This window comes from Pokkaliibacter plantistimulans (assembly GCF_003194385.1).
In the GTDB taxonomy this organism is placed as follows: Bacteria; Pseudomonadota; Gammaproteobacteria; order Pseudomonadales; family Balneatricaceae; genus Pokkaliibacter; species Pokkaliibacter plantistimulans.
This window is the reverse complement of record NZ_LAPT01000001.1, coordinates 13,155-27,055: the sequence shown is the minus strand read 5'-3', so window position 1 is coordinate 27,055 and position 13,901 is coordinate 13,155. Positions and strand designations below refer to the sequence as shown.

Annotated in this window: 11 protein-coding genes; 6 read left to right on the top strand and 5 right to left on the bottom strand. The window is 54.7% G+C overall.

The window, feature by feature from the left end; translation table 11 throughout:
• Positions 1 to 673: 673 nt before the first annotated feature.
• The 4 genes from WH50_RS00110 (at position 674) to WH50_RS00095 (ending at position 6,252) form a co-directional block, all read left to right on the top strand.
• The gene (locus tag WH50_RS00110) at positions 674 to 2,287 is read left to right on the top strand and encodes a BCCT family transporter (RefSeq protein ID WP_207780107.1); all 1,614 of its coding nucleotides are present in this window, start codon (positions 674 to 676) and stop codon (positions 2,285 to 2,287) included.
• A 97-nt stretch (positions 2,288 to 2,384) separates the two neighbouring features.
• Entirely contained in the window at positions 2,385 to 3,542 is a 1,158-nt protein-coding gene (locus tag WH50_RS00105) for an iron-containing alcohol dehydrogenase (protein WP_110185495.1), read from the top strand.
• A gap of 74 nt (positions 3,543 to 3,616) precedes the next feature.
• Complete coding sequence (locus WH50_RS00100; protein WP_110185494.1) at positions 3,617 to 5,113, top strand: CoA-acylating methylmalonate-semialdehyde dehydrogenase; 1,497 nt, start codon at positions 3,617 to 3,619, stop codon at positions 5,111 to 5,113.
• A gap of 239 nt (positions 5,114 to 5,352) precedes the next feature.
• On the top strand, positions 5,353 to 6,252 hold the full coding sequence (locus WH50_RS00095) for a LysR substrate-binding domain-containing protein (RefSeq protein ID WP_110185493.1): 900 nt from the start codon (positions 5,353 to 5,355) through the stop codon (positions 6,250 to 6,252).
• Positions 6,253 to 6,333: 81 nt separating this feature from the next.
• Here the strand turns inward: WH50_RS00095 and WH50_RS00090 are convergent, their stop codons facing one another.
• Complete coding sequence (locus WH50_RS00090; RefSeq protein WP_110185492.1) at positions 6,334 to 7,050, bottom strand: LrgB family protein; 717 nt, start codon at positions 7,048 to 7,050, stop codon at positions 6,334 to 6,336.
• Complete coding sequence (locus WH50_RS00085; protein WP_243409915.1) at positions 7,034 to 7,417, bottom strand: CidA/LrgA family protein; 384 nt, start codon at positions 7,415 to 7,417, stop codon at positions 7,034 to 7,036. The genes WH50_RS00090 and WH50_RS00085 overlap by 17 nt, the downstream gene beginning before the upstream one ends.
• A gap of 276 nt (positions 7,418 to 7,693) precedes the next feature.
• Between WH50_RS00085 and WH50_RS00080 the strand changes: the two genes are divergently transcribed.
• Positions 7,694 to 9,859, top strand: a complete 2,166-nt coding sequence (locus tag WH50_RS00080) for a malate synthase G (RefSeq protein WP_110185491.1) — start codon at positions 7,694 to 7,696, stop codon at positions 9,857 to 9,859.
• A gap of 57 nt (positions 9,860 to 9,916) precedes the next feature.
• Here WH50_RS00080 and WH50_RS00075 read toward each other — a convergent pair whose 3' ends face one another.
• From WH50_RS00075 to WH50_RS00065, 3 genes are all read right to left on the bottom strand, one after another.
• On the bottom strand, positions 9,917 to 10,501 hold the full coding sequence (locus WH50_RS00075; RefSeq protein WP_207780106.1) for a hypothetical protein: 585 nt from the start codon (positions 10,499 to 10,501) through the stop codon (positions 9,917 to 9,919).
• 132 nt (positions 10,502 to 10,633) lie between these two features.
• Positions 10,634 to 11,032: a GFA family protein gene (locus WH50_RS00070; RefSeq protein WP_104156953.1), complete on the bottom strand. Its 399-nt coding sequence runs from the start codon at positions 11,030 to 11,032 to the stop codon at positions 10,634 to 10,636.
• Between the two features lie 24 nt (positions 11,033 to 11,056).
• Positions 11,057 to 11,539 (bottom strand): Lrp/AsnC family transcriptional regulator, encoded by a 483-nt coding sequence (locus WH50_RS00065; protein ID WP_104156954.1) that lies wholly within the window; start codon positions 11,537 to 11,539, stop codon positions 11,057 to 11,059.
• 253 nt (positions 11,540 to 11,792) lie between these two features.
• Between WH50_RS00065 and WH50_RS00060 the strand changes: the two genes are divergently transcribed.
• Complete coding sequence (locus tag WH50_RS00060; RefSeq protein WP_110185489.1) at positions 11,793 to 13,901, top strand: transketolase C-terminal domain-containing protein; 2,109 nt, start codon at positions 11,793 to 11,795, stop codon at positions 13,899 to 13,901.

Genomic DNA, 13,901 nt, shown 5'->3' with positions numbered 1-13,901 from the left:
TGTGCATTTCTAATAAAGATTAAATAAAAATCATACAGCCCTACATTTAGCTCAATAGTAAGCCTCACCAGAAAATTGACCAGCAATTTAAAACACGCCTGAGGCCTCATTTTTTTTATAGCTATGCTTATTACCAAATACCAAGAAATAGCTCATTACCTAGTATGCTGAAGCAAAGAAAAATAATAGTCCCGGGGAGGTCGTGCTGACTTGTCGCTACAGATAGGTCACAGCAGTCCTTTTCAACTGCATGCAAGCGTAGAAAAACCGGTATTGAAAGGGCTCAGGGTAATCAGAATGAGCCGGTTCAGGCATTGCAATACTCACCTGAAACTCGCCATCGTCATACCCAGAGACAAGCTAGCCATAATTATTTTCAACCCTAAGACCACTTTTTTATTGCTTTCCAAACGGATGATATCTACCAACAATGGCTTTGGTACGGAGGGTGGGTCACTAGATAGGGCGAAAGCACTACCACCATTCCGCCACAAGGTCCTCCTATAAAAACAAACCCGTTTGACCACTCCCAGGTCAAATGAAAGCAAAAGGCCTACATCATGAAAAGCAATCGAGGCTGCAATCCTCACCAGCGCTGTTTTTATACTGACTTACCGGCTAACCCACTATGTGCGCAAAGACAATCGCATATCTTGTTGATGGAGGCCTATAAATGAGCTCTCATATCAGCCGTCATAGTCCAAAAAACAACTCTGCTACAATGATATACGGGTCGGTAGCACTAATAGTGGCATTTGTGCTATTTACCATAATCAACACTACCTATGCCTCATCGTTGTTCAATTCAATGAAGGCATTCATTGCCAATGAGCTATCCTGGTACTACATCGGTGTAATATGTTTTTGCCTTATACTTTCTCTTTGGCTAATCATTAGCCCCTATGGCAGCATTCGTCTTGGTAAAGATGAGGACCGTCCTGAGTTCAGTAATTTTTCCTGGTTTTCCATGTTATTCGGCGCCGGAATTGGAATAGGTATCCTATTCTGGAGTATTGCCGAGCCAATCTATCATCTTCAGGGAAATCCATTTATTACTGATGCGCAGAAAGGAACCGTTGAGGCTGCTCAGGTTGCGATGCGTATTGCCATCTTCCACTGGGGTCTGCATGGCTGGGGACTATTTGCAGTCATCGGGATGCTTCTTGCTTATTTTTCCTACCGTAAAGGATTGCCCCTCTCTATTCGCTCCAGTCTCTATCCCATTTTCGGTGAGCGTATCTACGGCCCGATTGGCCATGCAGCCGACTTGCTTTCGGTATTTGGTACTGTATTTGGAATTGCCACGTCACTAGGACTGGGCGCCAAACAAATGAACACCGGACTGCATTACCTTTTCGGCCTGGAAGTATCTACTCCAGTCCAGATTGTTCTGATTGTTGTGATATCCGCTATTGCAACGGCCTCAGTATTATCAGGTGTCAACAAAGGCATTCGTCTTCTCAGCGAATGGAATATGCACCTGACGGTGGTTATTCTGGCGCTCTTCATTGTTTTTGGCCCTACGGTATATCTGCTCGGTGCTTTCTTCACCAATCTGGGCGATTACATTACCCATGCAGTCAATCTCGGCTTCTGGGTCAATCCCAATCCTAAAGACGCATGGCAAGGTGACTGGACCATTTTCTACTGGGGCTGGTGGATTGCCTGGGCACCCTTCTGTGGCATTTTTATCGCCAGAATTTCCAAAGGAAGAACAATCAGAGAGTTTGTCATTGGCGTGCTGATTGCCCCTACTCTGCTCGCCGCTTTCTGGATCACCATTTTTGGCAATACCGCCATGCATATTCAGCTGTTTGGGGCTGGAGGCATCGTCGAAGCCGTCAACAGCGATGTCACCATGTCGCTATTCAAGACTATCGAGCTGATGAATATCGGCCATGTCATGACCGTTGTAATGGCCAGTATCTGCACCGTATTGCTAGTGACTTACTTTGTTACCTCTGCTGACTCGGCAACGCTGGTTATCTGCACCCTGGTTTGTATGGGTGATGAAAATCCTCCCTCTCACTACCGGATTATCTGGGGTGCGCTGGTCGGTGCCGTCGCAGCTGTATTGTTGGCGGCGGGAGGATTAAGCGCCTTGCAGACGGCTTCTATTGTTGCTGCATTACCGTTCTCAGTGGTGCTACTTCTGGCTATCTATGGCTTGTTGAAATCGCTACACGAAGAAACCAGTCAGACCAGGAAAGAAAGTATTCAAAACGGAAGAGCTGAACGCGATAGCCAGGACGTATCAATCGAATCTATCAATACGACATCGGCATAAAGAACGTTGTGTCAGGATGGTTTTATCCATCCTGACAATACCAGCACTTTTTCAGCACCTTATACCTACTAGCCGTATCCACTTATAAGGAATGGTCATGTCATCACAAATAGTTCTTCCGCGCCTTATGCAGATCGGTGGTGGAGCGATTCAGCAAATAACATCCACACTCCACTCATTAAACTGTTCCAGACCTCTTATTGTGACTGACAATATGATGGTTAAACTTGAATATGCAGCACATATCGAGAGGCTACTCGCAGAGCACGATATTACAGCTGATGTATTTTCAGATACCGTCCCCGAACCTACGATGGCATCTATTCTTGCTGGTGTAGAAAAAGCCAAATCAGGTAATTACGACAGCATCATTGCTTTAGGTGGTGGCAGTCCTATTGATAGTGCCAAAGCAATTGCCATTCTCGCCAAATTTGGTGGAGAAATGCGGGACTACAAATTCCCCCGTATTGTCAATGAAGCAGGATTGCCAGTCATAGCTATTCCAACAACAGCAGGAACGGGCTCAGAGGTCACCCGGTTCACCATCATTACCGATGAAACCAGAGATGAAAAAATGCTCTGTGTCGGTCTTGGCTTTATGCCAATGGCAGCACTTGTGGACTACGAGCTCACTCTGAGCCTGCCACCCAGAATCACGGCGGATACAGGTATTGATGCACTGACCCATGCCATGGAAGCCTACGTGAGCAAAAAGGCCAATCCCTTCAGCGATGCTCAGGCCCTGGCAGCAATGCGCCTGATCGGCCCTAATCTTCGTCAGGCTTATCACGACGGTAAGAATGCAGCAGCACGTGAGGCGATGATGCTTGGCTCTACACTGGCTGGTGTCGCCTTCTCCAATGCCTCTGTAGCGCTCGTGCATGGCATGAGCCGTCCCATTGGGGCTTTCTTCCATGTACCCCATGGCCTGTCCAACGCCATGCTGCTGCCCCGTGTGACCGCCTATTCCATACCCGCCGCGGCTGATCGCTACGCTGACTGTGCTCGCGCCATTGGCGTTGCTGATAGCAATGACGATGACAGTACCGCCAATCAAAAGCTCCTTGATGAACTGGTCGCCCTGAATCGTGAGTTGCATGTGCCAAGCCCCGAAGCCTTCGGTATCGATCGGCATAAGTTCTTTGAACTGATGCCCACCATGGCGGAGCAGGCTCTGGCATCTGGCTCTCCGGGCAACAACCCTCGTGTACCGAGTGCAGAAGAAATCATTGCTCTCTATAGCGAACTTTGGTGAGTCACAAGCGAAGCAGTTAGTACCTGTTCACTGCGCATTAATCAGCACAACAACCCCTCTTGAGGAAAATAACAATGGAAACCTTGGGTCATTTGATCAATGGACACATGGTGCACGAAGGCCAGCGCCAGCAAAGCATCTACAATCCAGCAACCGGCGCAGTCGCGCGACAGGTAAGTCTGGCCTCCGTCGCGACCGTCGAGAGCGCTATCGCAGCCGCCCATCAGGCCTATCCCGCCTGGCGCAATACCCCTGCAATCAAACGCGCTCGTATCATGTTTCGCTTCAAGGAACTGCTCGAGCAGAACGCCACCAGGATTGCTGAACTGATCGGCGAAGAGCATGGCAAGATCAGCCACGACGCGATGGGTGAGTTACAACGTGGTATCGAGAATGTGGAATACGCCTGCGGTGCCCCTGAACTGCTCAAAGGCGAGCACAGCCGTCATGTCGGCCCCAACATTGACTCCTGGAGCGAGTTTCAGCCACTGGGCGTCGTGGCAGGGATTACACCTTTCAATTTCCCTGTGATGGTGCCGCTGTGGATGTTCCCCATGGCACTGGTATGCGGTAACACCTTTGTTCTCAAGCCATCAGAGCGCGACCCTTCTTCTACACTGTTTATTGCGCAGTTGCTGCAAGAAGCCGGGCTGCCGGACGGCGTCATGAACGTTGTCAACGGTGATAAAGAAGCCGTGGACACCTTGCTGCACGACAAACGAGTACAGGCTGTGAGCTTCGTTGGCTCAACCCCGATCGCTGAATACATCTACGCAACGGCCACTGCCAATGGTAAGCGTTGCCAGGCATTAGGCGGTGCTAAAAACCACGCTATCGTCATGCCTGATGCCGACATGGACAACACCGTCAATCAGCTGATTGGTGCTGCTTTTGGTTCCTCGGGTGAGCGCTGCATGGCCTTGTCTGTGGCGGTTGCCGTGGGCGATGCCACTGCCGACAGGCTCATTGCCGGGATGCAGGCGGCTATGAGCAGCCTGAAGGTCGGCGCCTATACTGACAGCCACAATGACTTTGGCCCGGTAATAACCCGTGAGCATCAACAAAAAGTACTGGGATTTATCGATAGCGCCGAGCAGCAGGGAGCCCATGTTGTCGTCGATGGACGGCACATTGAGGTCTGTGGTCATGAGCAGGGATTCTTTGTCGGCGGCACCCTGATCGACCATGTTTCTCCAGAAATGCACAGCTACAAAAACGAAATTTTCGGCCCTGTGTTGCAGGTCGTTCGGGTCAAGACCATGCAGGAAGCAATGGATCTGATCAATGCCCATGAGTACGGTAACGGCACCTGTATTTTCACCCGTGATGGTGAAGCGGCCCGTTATTTCTCTGATCATATTCTGGTGGGTATGGTTGGCATCAACGTGCCTCTACCTGTCCCTGTGGCTTACCACAGTTTTGGCGGTTGGAAACGCTCACTGTTTGGTGACCTGTCAGCTTATGGACCCGATGCCGTTCGTTTCTATACCCGACGTAAAACCATTACACAGCGTTGGCCCAGTGCAGGCGTTCGCGAGGGTGTTGAGTTCTCCATGCCGACCATGAAATAAGCAGATTGAAGTTTGACTGCCAGACAGATAGAAAACTCACTCGCGAGAGTGAGTCTGGCTGGCAGTCAGATCGGCCTTACACGGCTCAGTGGTGTCAGGATGAGCAGCTTCTCGGCCGTTCGTTTCATCCAGCCCTTGCGCACCAGTCAATGACAGTCACAATCACGCCTGAGCACAGCCATATTGCGATATATGGCGCTTGATTTTTTCAGCACCCGCCATAGCAGTTGAGTATTCAAGTGAGTAAAAAACGCCTCCCGCCGCTTAATTGGCTACGCTCTTTTGAAGCTTCCGCACGCCACCTCAACTTCACCCTCGCCGCCACAGAGCTTAACCTGACGCAGGCCGCCATCAGCCAGCAAGTGAAGGGGCTGGAAACACAACTTGGCGCGACCTTATTCAAACGCTTGCCGCGTGGGCTCGAGCTAACGGATGCAGGAAAGTCCTATCTCCCACCTGTACGAGACGCCATCGAACGCCTGGCCGCAGTCACCGATGAAATATTCGGGCAGGGCGTTGCCAAGGCGGTCACGGTCAAAGTCAATCTGGTGTTCTTTACGCACTGGCTGGCACCCCGTCTGCATCGCTTTTATGCGTTGCACCCGGATGTGCGGTTGAACTTTCCCAGCAGTATCTGGATTGAAGAACGGAAATGGGACTCTGATCTGGATATCCGTCATGGCCTTGGTAACTGGCAAGGACTGACATCAGAGCGCCTGACGTGGGATCATCTGGTCCCGGTCTGTGGCCACAACGTCAACGGCAAGGCACCACCTGCACACATCGGGCAGTTAGCAGAGTACACATTGCTGCATGTTGCGGGGTACAAGGAAGGCTGGGGATACTGGCTGAGTCAGACTGGCAATGACGACCTCGTTATTGCCAGCCATGTCCATTTTGACACTCTCATTTCGGCACTGCAGATGGCCTCGCTCGGCCATGGAATTGCTCTCGGCAGGACATCACTTATCAGCAACCTGCTACAGAGCCAGCTTCTGATTGCTCCCTTTGCAGAACAATTTGCAACGCAAGAGGCGTTTTATCTGGTTTATCCCTCACAGCACAGTATTTCCCACAATGCGGAGAAGTTCAGAGCCTGGCTAGTACAGGAAGCCATGGATGCTCACCTGAACAGCTGATCAGCCACCACGGCAAGAAGGAGCGGACAGAACTGCAGATCGATGCACTCTGCAGTTCGATGGCCACTTATCCCGCCAGGGTCACGACAGCATTCTGGCCATCAGAGGGATAAGAATCGCACTCACTACACCCGTCATGCCGATGGCCAGCCCCGCAAAAGCCCCTGCCAGAGCACTGATTTCAAAAGCCAGGGCCGTGCCAATGCCATGGGACGAGACGCCTAGTACAAAGCCTCTTATCTTGTGGTCTTCAATGTTCATCAACCTGAACAAAGGAGGAGCAACAAAGCACCCTAACGTTCCGGTAATCAGCACCAGACCAGAGGTCAACGACGGATAACCTCCGATCTTTTCCGATATCCCCATGGCTATCGGTGACGTCACGGATTTGGGCATGATCGACATCACCGTCTCCGGCATGCTGCCCATCAGCAGAGCCACGCCAGCCGCACTCATGGCCGCCACCAGAGCACCGCTGACACAGGTGACCAGCAACAGGGCCATGATTTCCCGCACCTTAGCCAGATGATCATAGAGAGGCACTGCCAGAGCCACAGTCGCCGGCCCAAGCAGGAAGTGCACGAACTGAGCTCCCTCGAAATACTGGTTATAGCTGATGCCGGTCAGGGTCAGAATGCTGATGATGATCGCCATGGAAACCAGCACTGGGTGCAGTAAGGGCGACCCCTTGGCCAGCCGGTTCAGCCACAGAGCAAACATGAACACGATCAGGGTTAGCGTCAGCCATAACAGGGGGCTAGCCGCCAGATACAGCCAGAGATCAGTCAGCCGATCCATGCTTGCCCTCCCCGTCTTTGCTCATCATCCGCCCCATGACCAGTGCCGCAATCACAATGGTCAGCACCGAGCTGATCAGCAAAGCCAGTGCGATGCTCAGCCAGTCCGCCTGAATCAGCTTGAAATGCACCATCAGACCTACCCCAGCCGGCACAAACAGCAGCGACAGATGCCTGAGCAGACCTTCGGCTACCACACGCAGCCCCTCCGGCACCTCACCATAGATCATCAGACCGATCAGCAGCAGGATCATCCCTACTACCGGACTGGGAAAAGGCAGATCCAGTGAGCGCACCAGTAGCTCACCGATCAGCTGACATCCCAGCAGAATTACAAATCCACCCAGCACCTTGATCTCTCCCTTCACTTCCCGGAACGTTCTTTGTTCACTTCACTGATTAGCGGCAGGTGAAGCCCAGTATCGTTCTGTGCTGCCCCCCATAGTCCGCCACAACTCACAATAATGTCGTATTTACACCTCGCACGATAAGTAGATCATGGTCTAGATATGCATGGTGCACCTGCACAAATTTTATCCAGACAGACTCTAACCATCGCCCACAAACCCTGTTTTGCCAGTCGTTCACTGTCGCGACCTGGCAGTAGCGAGACAGCGGTTCCGGGCAATCAGCATGAGGTGAGTATGAATAACCGGGTTCAGCGGGGCGGCCTGCAGGTCGCTGCTATTTTGGATGACCTGATCGCCACAGAAGTACTGCCAGGCACCGGGGTCAGCGAGGAGCAATTCTGGGCAGGGCTGGAGCGCATTGTGACCACGCTGGGTCCGGTCAATCGCCATCTGCTGCAACAGCGTGATGATATTCAGGCCAGGCTTGATGCCTGGTGGCAGGCTCGTTCAGGCCAGCCATTTGATCTGGCAGCCTACCGCCGCTTTCTGCAGGACATCGGTTATCTGGTCGAAGCTGGTGCTCCGTTCAGTATCAGCACCACTCAGGTAGATGCGGAAATCGCCACTATTGCTGGCCCGCAACTGGTGGTCCCCCTCAGCAATGCCCGCTTTTCCCTCAATGCAGCCAACGCCCGCTGGGGTAGCCTGTACGATGCCCTGTACGGCACCGACGTTATCGGTGAGGGCCAGGGCTGCGAACGTAATCAGGGTTTCAACCCCGTCCGCGCCCGCCGCGTGATTGAGTGGACCCACACCTTCCTTGATACCGCCCTGCCACTGGCAGAAGGCAGCCATGCGGATGTCAAAAGCTACAGCCGCACTGATACGGGCGGAACCGCTCAGCTACTGATCACCCTGAAGAATGGCCAGCAGACACAGCTCGCCACGCCTACTCAATGGGTCGGTTACGGAGACAACAGCTTCCTGTTCCAGAACAACGGCCTGCACATCGAGCTGAAGATTGACCCGCTCAATCCTGTTGGTCGTCTCAGTGATGCTGGCATCAAGGACATCGTGCTGGAGTCAGCCATCTCCACCATTCAGGACTGCGAAGACTCCGTTGCCGCTGTCGATGCAGCAGACAAGGTGCTGGTCTACCGCAACTGGCTGGGACTGATGAAGGGTGACCTTGAGGAAACCTTCAGCAAGGGTGGCAAGGACATGACACGACGCATGAACAGCGACCGTCACTTCACCGCCGTCGATGGCTCCACCCTCACCCTGCACGGTCGCAGCCTGCTGCTGGTGCGTAATGTGGGCCACCTGATGACCACCGATGCCGTGCTGGACGCTGACGGCAATGACATTTTCGAAGGCATGCTCGATGCCATGGTCACGGTTGCCAGCGCCATGCATGACCTCAAAGGTCTGGGCCGGGTGAGTAACAGCCGCAGTGGCAGCATCTACGTGGTGAAACCCAAGATGCATGGCCCTGCCGAAGCCGCCCTGACCAATGATCTGTTCTCGCTGGTCGAAGACGCGCTGGGCCTGCCCGCCTATACCGTCAAGGTCGGGGTGATGGACGAGGAGCGCCGTACCACAGCCAATCTGGCGGAATGTATCCGCGCCGTCAAAGAGCGTCTGGTGTTTATCAATACCGGCTTCCTTGATCGCACCGGCGATGAAATTCATACCAGCATGGAAGCAGGCCCCTTCCTGCCCAAGGAGCTGATCAAGGCTGAACCCTGGATCAAGGCTTACGAAAATCGCAACGTCGATGTCGGCCTGGCCTGCGGCCTGCAGGGCAAAGCCCAGATCGGCAAAGGCATGTGGGCCAAACCTGACAGCATGGCAGATATGCTGGCCAGCAAGCAGGCGCATCCTGAAGCAGGCGCCAGCTGTGCCTGGGTGCCTTCTCCCACAGCCGCTACACTGCACGCCACGCATTATCATCAGGTCTCTGTTGCGGCCCGTCAGGAGCAGCTGAAAAGCCGGCCGATGGCCAGTCTGGATGACATCCTCACCCCACCCCTGCTGGGCAATTATCAGCTTAGTGCCGACATCATTCAGGCCGAGCTGGACAACAACGCGCAGGGCTTGCTCGGTTATGTGGTGCGCTGGGTGGATCAGGGCGTAGGCTGCTCGAAAGTGCCTGACATCAACAATGTCGGCCTGATGGAAGACCGCGCCACCCTGCGTATTTCCAGCCAGCACATGGCTAACTGGCTGCGCCACGGTATCTGCAGTGAAGCGCAGGTGGTCGAAACCCTGCAGCGTATGGCCACCATTGTGGATCAGCAGAATGCAGACGACAGCGCCTATGTGCCCATGGCACCGGGCTATGACGGCATTGCCTTCAAGGCAGCGTCTGATCTGGTGTTCAAAGGATGCACACAGCCCAATGGTTACACCGAGCCTTTACTGCATGCCTATCGCAAACAGCTCAAAGGCAATGCCTGAGTTCGGCGATTGACAGAAACAAATCAGCCCGGATTATCCGGGCTGTTTTGTATGTGCCTACGGCATGGAAAGCTCGCGCCGTCGCATTACCACCAGCGCAAAAAATGCCACACAGAGCCCGCCAGACACCAGCGGGAACAGGATCGTCACCAGTGAGTAATGTTCCAGAGCCAGTAACGAGATGCCGTTGCGAATCGCCAGAATCATGAAAAAGCTCAGGCGTTCTTCATGGGGCAGCAGGTAGGCCTTGCGGAAGGAAGGCATGAAGCCAAAGATCTCCACCACCGTCAGGATGATGACCGCAATTAACGGGTCAGCGGTGAGATACCACAGCGGCAGCGATGACATCGCCAGCCAGAAATACACCCAGTCACTGCGGCTGACCGAAAAATCACCGCGTTTGGTAAAGGCCAGAACAGCGACATAAAGGGTCAACAGGCCGGAAATCACAATCGGCCATGAGCCCGCACCACCGTTATCGACCCACTGCGCCACCCCCACCACCAGTGTGGTCACCCCCCAGATGATCCAGCTGAATACATGGGGTTTGGTGCGGCCATCGTGGATGGAGCGGATATAAGGCAGGTATGCAATAAAGGTCAGGGCAATCGCCAGGGCGCTGTAAAACACCTTGAGGCTCATGATGGGCTCCATGGATCCGTGGTATTCAGAGGGAAACAGTGCAGCAGAGTAACACGCCTGCTGGCGAGTTAAATCGCCATTTGCGACATCATCCCTGTCGCCCATGGCGTTGTGAGCGCACTCTGTCAACCCTTAACGGTCGGAAGGATGATGAGTCCCGTTGGCGACCGGTACCTCTCCCAGCTCGAAAGGGTTAACACCTTCCAGACAGCCAATATTGAAACCACACTCGTTCGGATCAGAACGTCGCTGATGATGGGTATACACACCGCAGACAGAGCAGAAATAGTGCTTCGCGGTGTGACTGTGGAACTGATACAGGCGCAATACCTCCTGCCCCTGCAGCACATGCAGCCGACTGACGGGGATAGCCCCCATGATGGCGCCTTTGCGGCGGCAGAGGGAGCAATCGCAGCGTATCGGCCGCTCGATGCCGTCCGGCAGTTCCAGCTCAAGCACCACGGCGCCACAATGGCAGCTTGCCCTGTGCCGTGGCGCAATGATCGTTTCACCTATCTGTTTGATGCCCATAGTCCCCCCTGCTGGCAGCCAGCATCACTTCTCACCCGCCTGCCGACGGGCGTCCAGCGCGAACACCGTATCGTTCTTGATCTCACGCAGGGCGAAATGGGTATGTGCCTGCCCCACCCCTTCCAGTGTAAAAATCTTTTCGTTGAGGAAGGCGTCGTAGACCGTCATGTCTTCCACCGCGACCAGCAGCATGAAGTCCGCACTGCCGGTCACCGCAAAGCACTGCAGCACTTCAGGATAGGAACGGACGGCATCCTCAAAGGCCTGTTTACACTCAGGCATGTGACGCACCAGAGACACGGAGAGCATCGCCCGCAAACCACGAGCAATCTTGTTGGCATCCAGTAAGGCCGTGTATTTGCGGATGACGCCTGCCTCTTCGAGCGCTTTTACCCTGCGCCAGGCAGCAGCGGAAGACAAGCCGACACGTTCAGCTAACTCCAGGTTGGTAATACGGCCATCTTCCTGTAACAGATTCAGAATATGGCGGTCATACGAATCAAACATGACGAGATTCCAACAACGCTAAATTATTTTTCTTTAAATGACGGACCGGTCAAAAATCCTTTCGTTTTATCCGCCAACGGCTCTACAAAAGCAAGCACATTTCTACCGCAACATAATACAATTTTTCGCACATAAGGCAGGATTTACGTAACACTTTAGCGTTCACCCTCGCCCTGCCTGGATAGACGACGCCTTTATAAGAACAACAGCAGCACCCCGGCCCACGAGGTGCTTGATGAGCAGGAGTTATCCCATGTCGCGATCCAATGCTGCCCGCGTGGCTGCGTCCGACCTCCACCCGCAGGCCCACATCGACTGGTATCAGGTGGCTTATCAGCTACTGGTATCCCGGGCACTGGATGATCTTGAAGAAGGGACGCTGGTACCGGCCAAAGAAGTGCTGTACCAGTTCTCCGCCCGTGGTCACGACCTCAGCCAGATCATTCTTGGCCAGCTGCTCAAACACCCCCGCGATGCGGTCAGCGGCTATTACCGTTCCCGCCCGCTGATGCTGTCGCTGGGCCTGAGCCTAGAAGACGCCCTTGGTGGTCCGCTGATGAAAGCCGGTGGCTACAGCGATGGTCGTGATATTGGCGTGGTACATAACTTCCCCAATCTCGATGGCCCCTGCGGACTGCCCATGAGCGGTGGCGTTGGCGCCCAGTACACGCCCATTGCTGGCTGGGCTCAGGCGCTGCGCTACCATGTGGCTGTGCTCAAGGACTCACGCTATAAGGGCAGCATTGGCGTAGCGCACGGCGGAGAAGCCTCCTGCGCCACCAACGGTTTCTGGTCAGCCCTGACCATCGCCACCACGCAGAAACTGCCAATGCTGTTCTACATCGAAGACAACGGCTATGGCATCTCCACTACCTCCGACTATCAGACTCCCGGTGCCGACATCGCAGCCAATCTGGCATCCTTCAAACAGCTGCGTATTTTCTCCGGCGATGGCACTGACCCCCAAGGCGCCGCTGAGCTGATTGAGTCAGCCGTCAACTGGGTACGTGAAGGCCATTCCCCGGCGCTGATCCGCCTGACCGTGCCTCGTCTGTGCGGGCACTCTGCGCAGGATACCCAGAGCTATAAAAGCGAAGCCCGCATCGAAGCTGAACAGGCCCGCGACCCCCTGCCCAAACTCAAACATTTTCTGGTGCCGGACACACTCTCCGAGGCTGACTGGCAGAAGCTGGAACAGCAGGCTCAGGCCGACGTGGCGGCAGCCCTGAGCGCTGCGCGTGCTCGTCCGCAACCATCGGCTGCCCAGATTACCCGTCACGTCTTCGCTGAAGTCGACAGTCAGGGCATCCCCGAAGTGCAACGTCAGGGAGGTGTTGCGCCATTCCAGCTGAGTTATCCGGCCGCCAGCACCATTGCAGCGGTAGAAGGTCAGCGCATCAATATGGTGACCGCCATTCGCCGCACACTGGACAGCGAGCTGTCCGTCAATCCACGCATGGTGGTGTTTGGTGAAGATGTCGGCCCCAAAGGCGGCGTGCATGCAGTCACACTCGGCCTGCAGGACAAGTACGGCAAGGATCGGGTGTTTGATACCAGCCTGTCGGAAGAAGGCATCATCGGTCGTGCGCTCGGCATGGCTCAGGCGGGACTGCTGCCGGTGCCGGAAATCCAGTTCCGCAAATACGCCGACCCGGCTGAAGAACAACTGAACGATTGCGGCACCCTGCGCTGGCGGACCAACAACCGCTTTGCCGCCCCCATGGTGGTGCGCATTCCCGGCGGCTTCTTCAAGTGCGGCGACCCCTGGCACAGCCAGACGGCGGAAGTGAAGTGGACCCATGCCATCGGCTGGCAGGTGGCCATGCCATCTAACGCGGCGGATGCGGTGGGCCTGCTGCGCTTTGCCCTGCGTGATAACAACCCGACCATTTTCTTCGAGCATCGCAACCTGCTCGACGATGTTTCCGCCCGTCGCCCTTACCCCGGCGATCAGTACGTCATTCCCTTTGGCAAGGCCGCCACCCTGCTGCAGGGCGAGCGGCTGACACTGGTCACCTGGGGTGGCATGGTGCCTCGCTGCCTGAAAGCCGCCGAAATGAGTGGCGTCAGCGTCGAGGTACTGGACCTGCGCACCCTGTCCCCCTGGGATAAAGAAGCCGTGCTGACATCGGTGAAAAAGACCGGCCGCTGCCTGATCGTCCATGAAGACAACTTCACCGCCGGGTTCGGCGCTGAAATCGCCGCGACGCTGGCCAACGACTGTTTCTTCGATCTGGATGCGCCGGTCAGACGCCTGACCATGCCAGACATTCCCAGCCCCCATCATCCGGCGTTGCTCAATGCCGTGGTGCCAACTCCCGAAATGATTTGCGCTGCCATCCAGCAGCTGGTGGAGGTGTGA

Excerpts from the sequence above, each read along its gene's own strand:
- WH50_RS00090 (WP_110185492.1), bottom strand. The coding sequence starts at position 7,050 with ATGGATCGGCTGACTGATCTCTGGCTGTATCTGGCGGCTAGCCCCCTG.
- WH50_RS00065 (WP_104156954.1), bottom strand. The coding sequence starts at position 11,539 with ATGTTTGATTCGTATGACCGCCATATTCTGAATCTGTTACAGGAAGAT.
- WH50_RS00100 (WP_110185494.1), top strand. The coding sequence starts at position 3,617 with ATGGAAACCTTGGGTCATTTGATCAATGGACACATGGTGCACGAAGGC.
- WH50_RS00060 (WP_110185489.1), top strand. The coding sequence starts at position 11,793 with ATGTCGCGATCCAATGCTGCCCGCGTGGCTGCGTCCGACCTCCACCCG.
- WH50_RS00070 (WP_104156953.1), bottom strand. The coding sequence starts at position 11,032 with ATGGGCATCAAACAGATAGGTGAAACGATCATTGCGCCACGGCACAGG.
- WH50_RS00075 (WP_207780106.1), bottom strand. The coding sequence starts at position 10,501 with ATGAGCCTCAAGGTGTTTTACAGCGCCCTGGCGATTGCCCTGACCTTT.
- WH50_RS00105 (WP_110185495.1), top strand. The coding sequence starts at position 2,385 with ATGTCATCACAAATAGTTCTTCCGCGCCTTATGCAGATCGGTGGTGGA.
- WH50_RS00110 (WP_207780107.1), top strand. The coding sequence starts at position 674 with ATGAGCTCTCATATCAGCCGTCATAGTCCAAAAAACAACTCTGCTACA.
- WH50_RS00080 (WP_110185491.1), top strand. The coding sequence starts at position 7,694 with ATGAATAACCGGGTTCAGCGGGGCGGCCTGCAGGTCGCTGCTATTTTG.